The sequence below is a fragment of the Luteolibacter flavescens genome (assembly GCF_025950085.1).
Lineage (GTDB): Bacteria > Verrucomicrobiota > Verrucomicrobiia > Verrucomicrobiales > Akkermansiaceae > Haloferula > Haloferula flavescens.
In genome coordinates, this window is record NZ_JAPDDS010000012.1 from 18,412 (window position 1) to 32,660 (window position 14,249).

Genomic DNA, 14,249 nt, shown 5'->3' on the forward strand with positions numbered 1-14,249 from the left:
CGGGTAGCCCTGTCTTCAGACTTTTCCACATGAATCCTACTCTCGATACGCTCTCCCGTGCGCCCGCGGAGACATCCAGACCCGTCCGGCGGATACCGGCGTGGCTGGTTCCGCTGGGTCTCCTCGCAAGCTTCGCCTTGCTCTTCCTCGCCCTCTTCCGTGACCGGCTCTTGCCCGCGACTCCGGTCGAGACCGCGCTTGTCCTCGCCACTGCCGGCGGTGAGGAAAGCTCTTCCACTCCATCCTCCGAGCCTGGCGGCATGCTCTTCCAAGCGAGCGGATGGATCGAGCCCGACCCCTTGCCGATCAGGGCGACCGCCTTGATCGATGGTGTGGTGGATGTCGTCCACGTGCTGGAGGGCCAGTCCGTGAAGAAAGGTGAACCCCTGGCCACTCTGGTGGATGCCGACGCCCGTCTCGCGCTGGCGGCATCCGAAAGCAGGCATCGCATGTTCGTCTCCGGCCGGGCCTCCCATCTCGTAGCCATCGATGCCGCGAGGAAGAAGCTCGAGAACCTGGAAGCCATGAGGGCGGCTGCCGTTTCCATGGAGGAGGAGGCCGACGACCGCCACGCACGCATCAAGGACCTGAAGAATGCCGTCTCCGCCGCGGAGATCGTGGCGACGCGGCTCGCGCTTGATCGTGCAAAGTCCGGATACCTCGCTGCCGAGGCGACGGCCGCGGAGGCCTCATCCGAGGTGAAGCGCCTCGAACTCGAGACGCAGACGAAGGACGACGAGATCGCCGCGGCAATGGTGGAGGTGGATCAGGCAAAGCTTGCCCTTTCCCGCACGCGCATCGTCTCGCCCGTCGATGGCCGCGTGCTCCGGCTGAATGCGGCGCCGGGCCAGAAGAAGATGCTGCTGATGGATGACCCGGACAGCTCCACCATTGCCATCCTCTACCAGCCGGATCGCTTGCAGGTGCGGGTCGATGTCCCGCTTGCGGATGCCGCGCGGCTCAGTGTCGGTCAGGCGGCGAAGGTTCGCTGCAGTCTTCTCCCGGAGAAGGTCTTCGCCGGCGAAGTCACCCGCATCACCGGCGAGGCGGACGTCCAGCGGAACACGCTCCAGGCAAAGGTCCGCATCATCGATCCCATCGACCAGCTCCGTCCGGAGATGCTGTGCCGTGTGGAATTTCTCGGCTCTGCCTCCACCATCCCCGGCCAGTCGGTAGGAGGGATACTGGCCATCTGGGTGCCCGAGTCCGCCGTGGTCGATGGCACCGCCTGGGTCTGTGACCCCGAGTCGAAGCGCGTGGAAAAGCGCGCGATCCAAACCTCAGCCGAGACCCGCGAAGGACGCCTCCGCATCATCGACGGCCTGCGTCTTGGCGAGCATGTCGTCCTTTCCCCGAAGAACCTGCGCGAAGGCCAGCGCGTCAACCCGACTCAACCATGAACGAACAACCGATGATCCAATGCCGCGGCGTTTCCAAGAGCTACCGCAAGGGGAGCACGGTGGTGACGCCGCTGGAGAAACTCGACCTCGACGTGCCCCGTGGCGAATTCCTCGCACTGATGGGGCCCTCGGGCTCAGGCAAGACCACGCTTCTGAACCTCCTTTCTGGCATCGATTCCCCGACCGAGGGATCGCTTGTCATCGCGGGCAAGGAGCTGGCGAAGCTCAATCGCCGCGAGCTGACGAAGTGGCGCGCCAATCACGTGGGATACATCTTCCAGCTCTACCACCTCGTGCCGGTTCTCACGGCCTTTGAGAATGTCGAGCTGCCGCTGCTGCTCGCCCCGATGTCGAAGAAGGAACGCCACGGACGTGTGGAGGCCGCCCTCACGCTGGTGGGCCTTGCCGACCGCATGCACCATGCGCCGACCGAGCTGTCCGGCGGCCAGGAGCAACGCGTCGCGATTGCCCGCGCTCTCGTTGCGGATCCCGCCTTGCTGGTGGCTGACGAACCGACGGGCGATCTGGATCGAGAATCCGCCACCCGCATTCTCGATCTGCTCCAGCAGCTCTCTCGCGAGCATGGGAAGACGATCGTGATGGTCACACATGATCCCCGTGCCGCCGAGGCTGCGGACCGGACCCTGCATTTGGAGAAAGGCCAACTGATCCTGTCATGAATGCTTGTCCGATATGCAAGTCATGTAGCGGAACGACTTCGTCGTTCCGGCTGGGTGTGGGCCGCATTATCTTTGCGGGTGGCGATGTCCGGCGGAGCGCGATCAGCCGGAAGGGCACAGCCCTTCCGCTACGAAAGGAGAGTAGGCCATGAATGCTCTCCTCAATCTACTACGGCTCTCGTGGACGCAGCTCTCGCGGCATCGGGTGCGCTCGTTGCTGACCGTGCTCGGGGTCGCGTCGGGCATGTTTCTCTACACCGCGGTGGAGACCTTGCAGCGTTCCCTGGCCAAGGCCACCGAGCAGAGCGCGGCGGACACGACGCTCGTCGTGTACCGGCAGAATCGCTTCTGCCCCTCCGCCAGCCGCCTGCCGGAACACTACGCCGATGAGATCCTCCGCATCGATGGCGTGCGTGATGTCATCCCGGTGCAGATCGTGGTGAACAACTGCGGGGCTTCGCTCGATGTGATCACCTTCCGCGGCGTGCCGGATGATCAGCTCGCGAAATTTGCGCCGGAGATCCAGGTGATCGCCGGCAGCATGGAGGAATGGCAAAAGCGTGGTGATGGCGCGCTGGTCGGCGAGGTCTTCGCCCAGCGGCGCGGCTTGAAGCCGGGCGATCGCTTCGACGGCGCAGGCGTGACCGTCACCGTCGCGGGTATCCTCCGGTCACCATTCCCGCAGGACAACAACGTCGCCTATGTGAAGCTGCCCTTTCTCCAGCGCGCGTCAAAGGCGGGCCTCGGCGTGGTCACGCAGTTCAATGTGCGTGTGAATTCGGGGGATGATCTGAAGCCGGTCGCGAGAGCCATCGACGAGCGCTTTCACTCGGATGCCCAGCCGACCGACACGCGGCCGGAGAAAGCCTTCTTTGCTGAGACCGCCGCCGAGTTGATCGAGCTGATCGGCTTCACGCGATGGCTCGGCATCGGTGCTGTATTGGCCGTGACCGCCCTCGTTGCGAATGCACTGCTGCTCGTGGTCCGCGGACGCGTGAAGGAGAATGCGGTGCTGCGCACGCTCGGCTATCCAGGCCGCGCCATCGGCTGCCTGGTCATCGGTGAGGGTGGCATGCTAGGGCTGGCAGGTGGCATTGCAGGCGTCGGCTTGTCCGCCGCCTTCCTCCGCTGGCAGAGCTTCACCATGGGGAATGAGGGGCAGACCCTCGCGATCCAGCCGGATGCCTCGGTCATCGTCACCGGCATCCTCGCGGCGCTGCTGTTAGGCATCCTCGCCTCGTTGTGGCCCGCCTGGCAGGCCGTGATGCAACCCATCGTCAAGAACCTCCGCGGATAATCATGCTCCCATTCTCATACGCGGTGAGGAATCTCACCCGCTCGAAAAGCAGGCTGCTCCAGACCATCGGCGGCAGTGCCCTTGTGGTGCTGCTGGTGATGGCCGCAGTGGCGATCAACCAAGGGATGAAGCGAGTGCTCTCCGCATCCGGTTCGCCGAACAATGTCGTCCTCGTCGGGGCGGGATCCGAGGAAAGCATCCAGCGCAGCGAGGTGGCGGAGAGTGCCGCCGGGATTGCGGAGGCGGCCGTCCCCGGCATCGGTGAAGAGCTCGGGGTGCGAGCCGTCTCCAGCGAGATCCACTACATGAATTATGTCGATCTCGGTGGCGGCCAGCGGGCGCAGGCAATGTTCCGCGGAGTCACTCCACAGGCGCTTCGCGTCCATCCGGAGGTCCGCGTCATCGCGGGGAGCTTTCCTTCCGCAGGGCAGATCATGATCGGTCGGCTGGCCTGGCGAAAGCTCGGTGTGCCGGAGGCTGCCCTGCAGCCGGGAAAGCACGTCACACTCGATGGCCAGGACCTCGTGATCTCCGGGATCTTCGCCGCTCCCGGCACGGTGCTGGAGTCGGAGCTATGGGCCACCCTCGGGGACATCCGCGTGCTGTCGAAGCGCGAGACGGTATCCTGTGTCGTCCTCCGCCTCGATGATCCCGCGGGATTCGCCGATGCCGATCTCTTCGCAAAACAGCGGCTCGATCTCGAACTCAGCGCGATCCGCGAGAGCGACTACTATGCACGCCTTAGTTCGTTCTTCAAGCCGCTGCGGGCGATGACCTGGATCACCGCAGGCCTGATCGCTGCGGGAGCCTTGTTCGGCGGGGTGAATACGCTTTACGCGGCATTTGCCTCGCGGGTGCGAGAGATGGCCACGCTGCAGGCAATCGGCTATGGCCGCGGCGCGCTGCTCGCCAGTCTGGTCCAGGAAAGCACGCTGGCTTGTCTCACCGGCACCTTGCTCGCGTCGCTCGCCGCGGTGCTGCTGCTGGATGGACGCACCGTGCCATTCTCCATCGGTGCCTTCACGCTCGAGATCGGGCCGGGCGTTGCGATCACCGGCGTGGTGACCGGGCTGCTCCTCGGCCTGCTGGGTGCCTTGCCCCCGGCAATCCGCTGCCTGAAACCATCTCTTCCCTTCGCCCTCCGGTCCTCCTGAATCTCTAAACCACTACCAACAAACTCCATCATGAAAACAAAACTGATCCTTGCCGCCGCCGTCAGCCTGCTCGCCTCCTGTCAGGAGAAGTCCGCACCCGCTGCGGAGCAAAAGACTCCAGCGGCACCGAGCGCGGAATTGTCGAAGGTCTTCGCCACTGTCCCCACGGGTGAGGCGAAGGCCATCCATCTCGTCCGCACCACCGTGCAGCCCGGTGATGAGATCACCCTGACCGGGCGCATCATGGGCAAGTCGAAACCTTTCGTCGAAGGCCGCGCCGCTTTCGTGCTGGGCGATGCGGAAGTGCTCACACCATGCAGTGAGAAGCCGGGCGACAACTGCGAGACGCCGTGGGACACCTGCTGCAACTCCGCCGAGGAAAAGAAGGCCGGCATCGCCACCATCCAAATCACCGGAGCCGATGGCAAGGTGCTGGCGGAAGGCGTCGAAGGAGTCGGCGGACTGGCCAATCTCGCCACCGTGACGGTCTCGGGCGAGGTCGCCCCGGGATCATCCGCGGATGCCCTGATCGTGAATGCGACCGCGCTGCAGGTGAAGTGAGGTGATGCGAAGTATGGGCGTGCGTGTGACGCTATCGCCACCGATCTTTCCGGGTATCCCGGGGTGCCTCCTTTGACATGGCTGGCTCCCCGGGCAGCCCGGGCTTTGGCGATGACTTCACCTCCTCCCGTTCCCACGTTTCGAGAAGCGTTGCGCTTCTGGATCAAGCTCGGCTGGATCAGCTTTGGCGGTCCGGCGGGGCAGTTCGCGATCATGCACCGGGAACTGGTGGAGAAGCGCCGCTGGCTGAGCGAAGAACACTTCCTGCACGCGCTGAATTTCTGCATGCTGCTGCCCGGGCCGGAAGCCCAGCAGCTCGCGACCTATCTCGGTTGGCGCCTGCACGGTGCCCGGGGTGGCATCGCGGCAGGTGCCTTGTTCGTGATTCCCTCGGTCCTCATCCTGTTTTTCCTGAGCTGGCTCTACATGGCCGGGGGTGAGGTGACGTGGATCCAGGGGATCTTCTACGGACTGATGCCGGCGGTCATCGCGATCGTCGCATCGGCGGTGAAGCGCATCGGCTCGAAGGCGCTGAAGACACCGGCGCTGTGGGTGCTGGCACTTCTCGCCTTCGTTGCGATCTTCTTTTTCAAGGTGAACTTCGTCGTGATCCTGACTGTCACAGCATTGGTCGGATGGATCGGCGCAAGATTCTGCCCGTCGCAATTCCCGGCGGGGAAGGGGTATGGGAAAGCGGATGCGGGAAGAGCATCCTTTGTGCAGCTCCCGCCATCGCCTCGCGCGACCTTGCGGCGGAGCCTTACCGTGACTGGCATTTGTCTCGCGCTGTGGTGGCTGCCGGTCGTTGCTTGCGGGCTGCTGTCAGGCTGGCATGGCGTCCATTTCCAACAGGGGCTCTTCTTCAGCAAGACGGCGATGGTCACGATCGGCGGGGCGTATGCGGTGCTGCCGTATGTGAACCAGATGGCAGTGGAGCATTACCACTGGCTGGATGCCGGGCAGATGATGGCGGGCCTAGGTCTAGCGGAGACGACGCCCGGGCCGCTGATCATGGTGCTGCAATTCGTGGGCTTTGTGGCCGCGTGGCAGAATCCCGGCGACATGTCGCCTTTGCTAGCAGCGACGTTGGGAGCGGGAATCACCACGTGGGTGACGTTCTTGCCGTGCTTCCTGTTCGTCTTCCTCGGCGCGCCTCATGTGGAGAGGCTGCATGAGCGACCACGGCTCGCATCGGTGCTCACGGCGATCACCGCTGCCGTCGTGGGAGTCATCCTCAATCTCGCGATCTGGTTTGCCATGCACGCGCTCTTTCCCGAGGGCAGGGGCTTCGATGCGATCGTCGCCGTGATGGCCATCGCCGCGTGGATCGCGATGGAGAGATTCAAGGTGGGCATCCTCCCCGTGCTTGCGACGTGCGCGGCGCTGGGGGTATTGGTCTCGATGCTCGGTGGCGTGTAGGGAAGCGCTCTAACTCCGCTCCACGAAAAAGGCCGGGCATTGCTGCCCGGCCTTTTCGGTTCAGAAGGGAATGTCGTCTTCCTCGTCGTGGTAGTCGCCGGAGCTTGCCGGCGAGGCACCTTGCGGTGCGGAAGATTGGCGCGGCTGCTGGGAATACCCGCCGCCACCGCCACCGTCTCCATTGCCGGGACGCGAGCCGCCACCACCACCGCCGCCTGCACCTTGCTTGCCGTCAGGCAGGAATTGCAGGACTTCGGCGACGACCTTGAGCTTGCTGCGCTTCTGGCCGGACTGCTTGTCCTCCCAGGTGTCCATCTGCAAGCGGCCTTCGACGAAAACGCCGCGGCCCTTGGTCAGGTACTTCTGCGCATTCTCCGCATTCGTACCCCAGACGGTGATGTCCACGAAGGTGGTTTCATCGGACCAGTTGCCATTGCCATCCGCGACACGCCGGTTCACGGCAAGACCAAGGTCGCCGACAGCGGTTCCCTTGGGAGTGTAGCGGACTTCGGGATCACGGGTGAGATTCCCGATCAACATCACTTTGTTGAGATTGGCCATGGCAGGGTAGGGGCAGGCTAGTTATGGCAAGGAAAGGGAAGAAAGATGAGGTGTTCCAGTGAACATCTCAAGCGAAATCTCAGGCAACGCGCTGGAAGTGCTGCAGGTGAACGTTTCCGTTCAGCTTCAGCTTCTCCTGGATGCGGGTGATGGTCTCAGGCTCGGCCTTGAAGGAGTAGCTCACGTAGTGGCCGCTTTCCAGATGGCGGGAGGCGTAGGCGAACTTGCGGCGGCCGAGCTGGCGGACGTCGGCGACGTTCGCGCCTTCGGATTCGATTTCCTTGCTGACGGTGGCGACGAGGTCATCGATGGTGCCTTCGATCGACTTGGTGTTCAGGATGACGAGTCCTTCGTACTTGCGGCTCATGTGGGGTCGTTTTGGTTAGGTGGTTCCGTTGTTGCTATTGTAAAATCCGGCTGCGGCCGTGAGGCCTTGGGAGAGCGCAAGCTGCACAGCGGCAACGGCTCTTGCAAGTGTGTTTTCAAGCGCTTCCCGCTCATCCTCGCGGAAGGTTCCCAGCACGTGGCCGGTCATGTTTCCAGGCTCCGAGGCACCGATCCCGACCTTCAGCCGGGGGAAGGCGTCGCCTCCCAGATGCTCGATCATGGACTTGATTCCATTGTGCCCTCCGGCGCTGCCTCTCTCGCGGAAACGCAGCTTGCCGAGCGGCAGCGAGACATCGTCATAGACCACCAGCACCTGCTCCGGCGTCCACTTGTGAAAGGTGGTGATCTGGCGGACCGGCCGCCCGCTCAGGTTCATGAAGGACTGCGGCTTCACCAGCAGCACTCCGGACCCGGGGAGCTTCGCGACGTGGGATTGCCACTTCGGCTTCGACTCAAAGGGCACGCCGGCGAGCAGCGCAAGTCGCTCCAGCACCATGAAGCCCACATTGTGGCGGGTGTTCTCATACTGCCGGCCGGGATTGCCGAGGCCGACGACGAGGGGAATGGATGCTCCGGTTTCCAATGCGGGAATCTGAAATCTGAAACGTGAAATCCGGGATCTCAGATAAGAATCCCGGTCTTCAAAACAAAAGCCCGGGCCGCTGGTGCGGACCGGGCTTTCGGAAAAGAAATACCGATCAAGCGGAGGCGGCGGCCTCGGAGACGGCGGCGGCGCTCTTCGCCACGTGGGCGATCACGACGTCGTCGGCGTGGGTCGCGGTGACACCGGCTGGAAGCTTCACGTCGCCGATGTGCAGCGAGTCGCCTTCGTTCAGGTGGGTCACGTCGAACTCGAGGACTTCCGGCAGCACGGAGGCCACGCAGCGGACTTCGAGGGTGTGGCCGAGCTGCTCGAGCAGGCCACCGGCCTTCACGCCTGCGGCTTCACCGGTGAGGTGCACCGGGATGTGGGCGGTGATTTCGCTGTTCTCGTCCACCGAGAGGAAGTCGATGTGCAGCGCCTTGCCCGAGAGCGGGTCGTGCTGGACGGTCTGGAGGAAGGCGAGCTGGTTCGCACCGCCGAGGTCCAGATTGATGAGAATGTTTTCCGAGGTGGCGTGGGCCAGCAGTTCGCCGAATGCCTTGGCATCCACCTTCAGGTTCTTGTTTTCGGTGCCGCGTCCGTAGATGACGGAAGGGATCCAGCCCTCGCGACGCAGTTGTTTGAGGACACCGGAACCGGAGCGCTGGCGCGGTTCGGCTTTGAGAACGTGCTTCTTGGCCATGACGAAATGGGCGTGAGGATTCAGGACCCTTGCCGCGAGATTTCCGCGGCCGGGGGCGGGGTCTGTAGCGGTCTCCCAGGGGTTTGTCAAAATTTTGTTCAATGCGGTTTTCGGATCGTGTCCGGGATGCGGCGGGCTTTGACGTGATCGCATCCGTCGGCGTAGCGTGATGACGGATCGCAGGGAGGCCCGCGCGCCAAGCTGGCCATGTGTGGAAACGCACCCGGCCTCCCCGGGGATACCCCGGGGGATCGACTCATCAAGGCATCACGAGGCCCGGGCCTAGTCACGCTCCCGCGTGAAACCGCCCGCGCCAGACCGGACGCGTTGGTGCGCGGTGCCTCCTTGCATCCACCCGCCCGCCAATGTCCTCCCGAGCCCACAGCATCCGCCTGCTGGCCGCCGCACTGGCGGCCGGGCCGATGGATGATGTGGAGGCACTGGTGGATCGCGCGAGGCCGCTGGTGGGGGACTTGGGAAAGGCCCGCTGGCTCAGGCCGCTGGCGGAAAAGCTGGCCCGCGAATTCGGAGCCCAGCCGCGCCCGACCGTGCGCCAAGTGATGGATCGCATCCTCGACCATCGTTCCTTCATCGAAGCATGGACGCGCGGGCAGGGTAGGATCACCGCCGCCCACGTGATGCCGGTGATGGCTCCGGCGGAGGGTGCCCCGAGGTCGTGGGATCTGCCGGGGATTTCCACGATAGGGGAGCTGTCCGATGTGTTGGGAATCCACGCCGATGACCTCGGCTGGCTGACCGCCTACGGCACAGCGGAGCACTACCGTCACCGCTGGCACCAGAAGCCCGACGGTCGCTTCCGGCTGATCGAGATGCCGAAGACCCTGCTGAAACACGTCCAGCGGAGGGTGCTGCGGCGGATCCTCGATGCGATCCCGCCGCACGAGGCGGCGATGGGGTTTCGCAAGGGAAGCTCGGTGCGTGATTTCGTGGCACCGCACGCGGGCAGGCACGTGCTGGTCCGCATCGATCTGGAAGACTTCTTTCCCTCGATTTCCTCAGCCCGGGTGCTGCGGGTATTGCTGACGGCGGGCTACCCCGAGGCCGTGGCGCATGCCCTGACCCGGCTGGTGACGCATGCCGCCCCTCACGGCGTCGTATCGGAGAAGCCGCTCGCGTGGGCGGCGAGGCGACGGCTGGCAACGCCTCATCTGCCGCAGGGGGCTCCGACTTCTCCCGCACTGGCAAACCTGTGTGCCTTCCGCCTCGATTGTCGCCTGGGCGGTCTCGCGAAGGCCGCGGGTGCTAATTACACGCGATACGCGGACGATCTCCTTTTCTCCGGCGGCGAGGATTTCGCGCGGCAGACGGGGCGCTTCGTTGTCGCGGCTGCGGCTGTCATCCTTGAAGAAGGATTCACGCCGAATCATCGCAAGACCCGCGTGATGCGTCGGGGGCAGCAGCAGCACGCTGCCGGGGTCATCCTCAACGAGCGGCCGAATATCGACCGCCGCGAATACGACCGGCTGAAGGCGATCTTGACGAATTGCGTCCGCCACGGGGCCGAGTTGCAGAACTGCGAGGGGCATGCGGACTTCGCGGCGTATCTGTCAGGAAAAATCTCGTGGGTCGCCTTCATCCATCCGGAGAAGGGGCGGAAGCTGCGTGCGATCTACGAGGGGATCGAGTGGGGCTTTTGATGCGCCGTCCACACGTGTCGACGGAACGTCGACACCCCTTATCAAGAAGGCCGGTCAATCCGTCATCTTCTGCAATTCCGGCAGCGCATTTGCCTCGGCCTCGGCGAGAAGGCGTGCCTCGGCCTCGCGCGGGACTTCCATGGTGAAGCGCGTCTCCTGGCCCGGGGTCGAGCTGACGTCGATGCCGCCGCCGTGCGCTTCCACCGCGCGCTTCACAATTGAAAGCCCGAGTCCGGTGCCCTTGATCTCTTCCTGCGAGTGGTGCTTTTCCACCCGGTAGAAGCGTCGGAAAATGTGCGGCAGGTCTGCACTCGGGATGCCCACGCCATCGTCGGCCACCCAGATGCGGGTCACTTCTTCATTCCGGCTGCAGCCGATGGTCACGGTGAGGCCGGGACGTGGATTCTGCTTCAACGCGTTTTCGACAAGGTTGAAGAGCACCTGCGTCCAGTAAAAGCGATCGCCGGCGAAGGTGAAATCGAGATCCGGCATGTCGATCTTGATCGTCGCCTGCTGGTTGTGGATCACGGATTCCAAACGCTCCAGCACGTCGCTCACGCAGGAGCGGATGCGGAAAGGCTTCACCTTCAGCGCTGCTGCTTCGCCGGACTCGAGACGGGAGATGACAAGCATGTCCTCCACGATGCGGGAGATGCGCTCGGTGTGCTTGCGCATCACCTTCAGGAAGCGGCGCGTGAGCTCCTTGTCGTCGAGCAGGTCGTCGTCGATGAGGTTTTCCAGGTAGCCATTGATGATGGCCAGCGGCGTCCGGAGCTCGTGGGAAGCATTGGCCACGAAGTCCTTGCGGATCTGTTCTGTTTGATACTCGCTGGTCACGTCACGAATTACGACTCGGGTGGTGGGATCGTCCGCCGGGCTGTCGGAAAGCCGGGCGGCGTCGATGACCCAGGCGTTCATCCCGCGGCGCTCCTGGTCGCCCAGCGGGGAAGATTGTTGAGGGAGCACGGCGCGCGTCACCGTGGGCTCGCCGGTGTCCAGGCAGCGCATCAGCGCGGCGGCGAGACGTTGGTCGAGGAAGGCTTCCTGCACCGTCCGCCCGGTCAGGTCCCGGCCGCGGAAGAGGGTGCGCGCCGCCTTGTTCGCAAAGAGGACGCGTGAATTCGCATCTACCAGCATGAAGGCGTCGCCCAGCGCGTCGAGGAGCTGGTCGCGCTCCCGCTTCGCCTGTCGCAGGTCCAGATCCAGCTTCAGCTTCCACGCGGAGACCTCCTCGTTGAATTTCTTTCGCGCCCGTCGCAGGCGCAGCGCCGTGACGCCGAGTGCGGCAATGGCTGCCAGCGCGGCTACGGATGAAAAGGTGGCAAATGGCTCGGGCATCCTCAGAGTGAGGACACGCAGTAGCCAATGCCACGCACGGTTTCAACCATCGCTGCATGATCGCCGAGTTTCTGACGGAGCCGCTTCATGTGGGTGTCGAGGGTCCGGCTGTGGACCTCGTCGCTGTATCCCCAGACGGTGCGGAGGAGGTCATTGCGGTCCTGTGCCTTGCCCGCACGCTCGGTGAGGAAGAGCAGCAGCTTGAACTCGGTGGAGGTCAGTTCGACCGGCTCACCTTCGAGGTAGAACTTGAGAGAATTCTTGTCGAAGCGGAAGGGCCCGTAGCTCACTTCCACGGAGCCCGGCGGGCCATCGCTGCGCTTCAGCACGGCTTGCACGCGGAGCATCAGCTCCTTCGGGGAAAACGGCTTGGTCAGGTAGTCGTCGGCACCGGCCTCGAGCCCCTGGATGCGATCCTCGGTCTGGGCGCGGGCGGTCAGCATGATGACCGGGATATCCCGGCTGCGGGAGTCGCGGCGGAGTTCCTTGAAAACCCCATAGCCGTCCTTGCCGGGCAGCATCAGGTCCAGGATCACCAGATCGGGCCGCTCGCGGATGGCCACCTCGGTGCCGGTGATGCCATCGTGTGCTTTCAGGACGGAAAAGCCCGCGCGCTCCAAGTTGAAGCCCACCAGGTCTGCGATGTCGCGTTCATCCTCGACGATCAGGATTTTCTGCATGCGCGCTGAGCTTTAGGGGCGCCCCGTGACGGCGGGAACGGGGCGCTTGTGACGAAATCGACAGATAGCAGATTAGCAAATCTTAAGCACTCTTTTTCAAGGGCATCAGTCGCTTTGGAAGCGGAATTCATCGTGCGCGATGCTGAGATTGGCGCATTCTTGGAAGACGCGCGCTGCGAAATCGTTGCTGGCTCTGGGTGGCAAATGGAACGCCAGTTGCGGGTAACCCTCCAACTCCACCGCTGGCGAATCTGCAGACAAGCAGGCCATGGGATCACGCATCGCGCCCAAAAGATCGTCCGACAAGGGATTCCGCAGCGCCCGGCGTGGTGAACTCCAAACCAAAAGACGGACGCCATCGCTTGCATCTGTGAGGCATGCTGAGACCTTGGCTGAGTCCAGAATTGGATGAATGATCCACACATTCTGGCGGCCTGTTTTCGCAAGTCCCAGTGCCCGGGCATGATCTGTCATCGCCCGGGATGAGACCTCGTCTCCGGTCGCCGACTGGTGGGTACAGCTCTCGAAGCCAAGTGACAGGAGAGCAAAGACTCCCCATGTCAAAGCCCGGCGTGCGATTCGGATCACCGGTCTGCCATTTTCCTGTGCCATTCTTTGTAGACCACCGGGGAAATTTCGGACGGTTTGATCTCCGAGCGGCCACCCCAGAAGACATTCGTGTAGGAAACCGGGATGCCGATGCTTTCCAGGTGGCGGTCGATGGCCGCCTTGTGCTCCAGCACGCGCGGCTTCTCGGTGCCGTGGACCACGCCCATGATATTCACGTCGCCGAATTGCGGGCCGCCCTCGCGCCAGTAGCAGTGGGTCATGCAGTAGTGGCGGCCGACCTCGCCGCCGGCCTCGATCTCGCGGCCCTTTGGCACGGCCCAGTGGAAGAGTCCATTGAAGCGGGTGACACGCTCGCCGGTCGAGGAAGGCTTCACGTGCTCGAGGAAGGTGGAAAAGCGGCCGATGACCTTCTTGTCATTCAGCGTTGTGGCCACCTCGCAGAAGCGGTCCACGGAGACGCCTGCCTTTGCCGCGCGGCCATCCCACGGGCTGGCGATGACTTCCTCGGGGAGAAGTTCCTCCTTCAGGGCGAGCAGCACATCCCACTCTTCCTGAGTGAGATCGACTGGCACGGTGGTCATCATCACCGCCGTTTCCTCCGCCTTTTCGCCGGGCTCCAGGGAGCGGCGGCGGACGTGCCCCACGCCGAGGGCGAAGACACCATTGGCCGGCATCAGGAGATATTCCGTCGCGCCGGTCAGGCGGAGCAGGGCGGTGGCGTGCTCGTCGAGCGACTCGCCGACCGGCACTTTCAGGGTGGTCCACAGGCGATAGCCGGAGCCGGAGACCTCGGTATCCGTCGAGCGGATGACCACATGGCCGGAGAAAGGGTCCTCCTTTGCCATGAAGTCGAAGGCGGCATTCAGCTTTTCTTCCGGCACCTTCCAGGCGACCAGCGCGCCGTGGGCGAGCTTCGTGGAAAGCAGCGTCTGGCGCACCCGGCGGACCACGCCCGCCTCCAGCATCGCGCGGATGCGCTCCAGCACGGTGCCGAGGTCCACGCCGCTTTTCTCCGCGATCACATGGAAGGGATGCCGGTGGAATCCGGACACGAGGTCTTCCGAAACGGCGAGGATCTGCGCGTTGATCGGATCGTTGTGCTCGACGGGGATGGTGTGCTGCATGGGCGAAAGGCTAGGGCTCCGGATACGCTCCCGCCACGCGGAATTTGCGCGAAATGACGCACGCCCGGTCGCTTTGGCGCTGGAGCCGCGGAAAAATCGATGGTCCGGAGGCATCGCTATTTTACAATTCCGGC

The 14,249-nt window shown here is 63.7% G+C and carries 15 protein-coding genes; 7 read left to right on the forward strand and 8 right to left on the reverse strand.

Annotated features, from left to right (window positions below; all coding sequences use genetic code 11):
* The first annotated feature begins 29 nt into the window (after positions 1-29).
* The 6 genes from OKA04_RS18610 to chrA all read left to right on the forward strand — a co-directional run bounded on the left by OKA04_RS18610 (position 30) and on the right by chrA (position 6,511).
* On the forward strand, positions 30-1,400 hold the full coding sequence (locus OKA04_RS18610; protein WP_264502711.1) for an efflux RND transporter periplasmic adaptor subunit: 1,371 nt from the start codon (positions 30-32) through the stop codon (positions 1,398-1,400).
* Positions 1,397-2,080, forward strand: coding sequence for an ABC transporter ATP-binding protein (locus OKA04_RS18615; protein ID WP_264502712.1), 684 nt, complete (start codon positions 1,397-1,399; stop codon positions 2,078-2,080). The genes OKA04_RS18610 and OKA04_RS18615 overlap by 4 nt, the downstream gene beginning before the upstream one ends.
* Before the next feature lie 148 nt (positions 2,081-2,228).
* Entirely contained in the window at positions 2,229-3,377 is a 1,149-nt protein-coding gene (locus OKA04_RS18620; protein ID WP_264502713.1) for an ABC transporter permease, read from the forward strand.
* Positions 3,378-3,379: 2 nt separating this feature from the next.
* Positions 3,380-4,531 (forward strand): ABC transporter permease, encoded by a 1,152-nt coding sequence (locus OKA04_RS18625; RefSeq protein WP_264502714.1) that lies wholly within the window; start codon positions 3,380-3,382, stop codon positions 4,529-4,531.
* Positions 4,532-4,561: 30 nt separating this feature from the next.
* A complete protein-coding gene (locus OKA04_RS18630; protein WP_264502715.1) occupies positions 4,562-5,092 on the forward strand; it encodes a hypothetical protein in 531 nt (176 codons plus the stop codon).
* A 111-nt stretch (positions 5,093-5,203) separates the two neighbouring features.
* Positions 5,204-6,511 carry a chromate efflux transporter gene (gene chrA / locus OKA04_RS18635; protein ID WP_425503698.1) on the forward strand — a complete coding sequence of 436 codons (1,308 nt, stop codon included), beginning with the start codon at positions 5,204-5,206 and terminating at the stop codon, positions 6,509-6,511.
* A gap of 60 nt (positions 6,512-6,571) precedes the next feature.
* Here the strand turns inward: chrA and OKA04_RS18640 are convergent, their stop codons facing one another.
* From OKA04_RS18640 to OKA04_RS18655, 4 genes are all read right to left on the reverse strand, one after another.
* Positions 6,572-7,072, reverse strand: a complete 501-nt coding sequence (locus OKA04_RS18640; protein WP_264502717.1) for a single-stranded DNA-binding protein — start codon at positions 7,070-7,072, stop codon at positions 6,572-6,574.
* 79 nt (positions 7,073-7,151) lie between these two features.
* Positions 7,152-7,439 carry a 30S ribosomal protein S6 gene (gene rpsF, locus OKA04_RS18645; RefSeq protein ID WP_264502718.1) on the reverse strand — a complete coding sequence of 96 codons (288 nt, stop codon included), beginning with the start codon at positions 7,437-7,439 and terminating at the stop codon, positions 7,152-7,154.
* A 15-nt stretch (positions 7,440-7,454) separates the two neighbouring features.
* Complete coding sequence (pth, locus tag OKA04_RS18650; protein ID WP_264502719.1) at positions 7,455-8,042, reverse strand: aminoacyl-tRNA hydrolase; 588 nt, start codon at positions 8,040-8,042, stop codon at positions 7,455-7,457.
* Between the two features lie 115 nt (positions 8,043-8,157).
* Positions 8,158-8,745 (reverse strand): 50S ribosomal protein L25, encoded by a 588-nt coding sequence (locus tag OKA04_RS18655; RefSeq protein WP_264502720.1) that lies wholly within the window; start codon positions 8,743-8,745, stop codon positions 8,158-8,160.
* Between the two features lie 365 nt (positions 8,746-9,110).
* Between OKA04_RS18655 and OKA04_RS18660 the strand changes: the two genes are divergently transcribed.
* On the forward strand, positions 9,111-10,403 hold the full coding sequence (locus OKA04_RS18660) for a reverse transcriptase family protein (RefSeq protein WP_264502721.1): 1,293 nt from the start codon (positions 9,111-9,113) through the stop codon (positions 10,401-10,403).
* Positions 10,404-10,457: 54 nt separating this feature from the next.
* On the opposite strand, the gene OKA04_RS18665 is transcribed toward OKA04_RS18660, so the two are convergent.
* The 4 genes from OKA04_RS18665 to OKA04_RS18680 all read right to left on the reverse strand — a co-directional run bounded on the left by OKA04_RS18665 (position 10,458) and on the right by OKA04_RS18680 (position 14,115).
* Positions 10,458-11,741, reverse strand: coding sequence for a sensor histidine kinase (locus tag OKA04_RS18665; protein ID WP_264502722.1), 1,284 nt, complete (start codon positions 11,739-11,741; stop codon positions 10,458-10,460).
* A gap of 2 nt (positions 11,742-11,743) precedes the next feature.
* Positions 11,744-12,421 carry a response regulator transcription factor gene (locus OKA04_RS18670; RefSeq protein WP_264502723.1) on the reverse strand — a complete coding sequence of 226 codons (678 nt, stop codon included), beginning with the start codon at positions 12,419-12,421 and terminating at the stop codon, positions 11,744-11,746.
* 105 nt (positions 12,422-12,526) lie between these two features.
* Entirely contained in the window at positions 12,527-12,895 is a 369-nt protein-coding gene (locus OKA04_RS18675; protein WP_264502724.1) for a hypothetical protein, read from the reverse strand.
* Between the two features lie 110 nt (positions 12,896-13,005).
* Positions 13,006-14,115, reverse strand: a complete 1,110-nt coding sequence (locus OKA04_RS18680; RefSeq protein WP_264502725.1) for an Lrp/AsnC family transcriptional regulator — start codon at positions 14,113-14,115, stop codon at positions 13,006-13,008.
* Positions 14,116-14,249 lie beyond the last annotated feature (134 nt).

Excerpts from the sequence above, each read along its gene's own strand:
- OKA04_RS18610 (WP_264502711.1), top strand. The coding sequence starts at position 30 with ATGAATCCTACTCTCGATACGCTCTCCCGTGCGCCCGCGGAGACATCC.
- OKA04_RS18615 (WP_264502712.1), top strand. The coding sequence starts at position 1,397 with ATGAACGAACAACCGATGATCCAATGCCGCGGCGTTTCCAAGAGCTAC.
- OKA04_RS18620 (WP_264502713.1), top strand. The coding sequence starts at position 2,229 with ATGAATGCTCTCCTCAATCTACTACGGCTCTCGTGGACGCAGCTCTCG.
- OKA04_RS18625 (WP_264502714.1), top strand. The coding sequence starts at position 3,380 with ATGCTCCCATTCTCATACGCGGTGAGGAATCTCACCCGCTCGAAAAGC.
- OKA04_RS18630 (WP_264502715.1), top strand. The coding sequence starts at position 4,562 with ATGAAAACAAAACTGATCCTTGCCGCCGCCGTCAGCCTGCTCGCCTCC.
- chrA (WP_425503698.1), top strand. The coding sequence starts at position 5,204 with ATGACTTCACCTCCTCCCGTTCCCACGTTTCGAGAAGCGTTGCGCTTC.
- OKA04_RS18640 (WP_264502717.1), bottom strand. The coding sequence starts at position 7,072 with ATGGCCAATCTCAACAAAGTGATGTTGATCGGGAATCTCACCCGTGAT.
- rpsF (WP_264502718.1), bottom strand. The coding sequence starts at position 7,439 with ATGAGCCGCAAGTACGAAGGACTCGTCATCCTGAACACCAAGTCGATC.
- OKA04_RS18655 (WP_264502720.1), bottom strand. The coding sequence starts at position 8,745 with ATGGCCAAGAAGCACGTTCTCAAAGCCGAACCGCGCCAGCGCTCCGGT.
- OKA04_RS18660 (WP_264502721.1), top strand. The coding sequence starts at position 9,111 with ATGTCCTCCCGAGCCCACAGCATCCGCCTGCTGGCCGCCGCACTGGCG.
- OKA04_RS18665 (WP_264502722.1), bottom strand. The coding sequence starts at position 11,741 with ATGCCCGAGCCATTTGCCACCTTTTCATCCGTAGCCGCGCTGGCAGCC.
- OKA04_RS18670 (WP_264502723.1), bottom strand. The coding sequence starts at position 12,421 with ATGCAGAAAATCCTGATCGTCGAGGATGAACGCGACATCGCAGACCTG.
- OKA04_RS18675 (WP_264502724.1), bottom strand. The coding sequence starts at position 12,895 with ATGACAGATCATGCCCGGGCACTGGGACTTGCGAAAACAGGCCGCCAG.
- OKA04_RS18680 (WP_264502725.1), bottom strand. The coding sequence starts at position 14,115 with ATGCAGCACACCATCCCCGTCGAGCACAACGATCCGATCAACGCGCAG.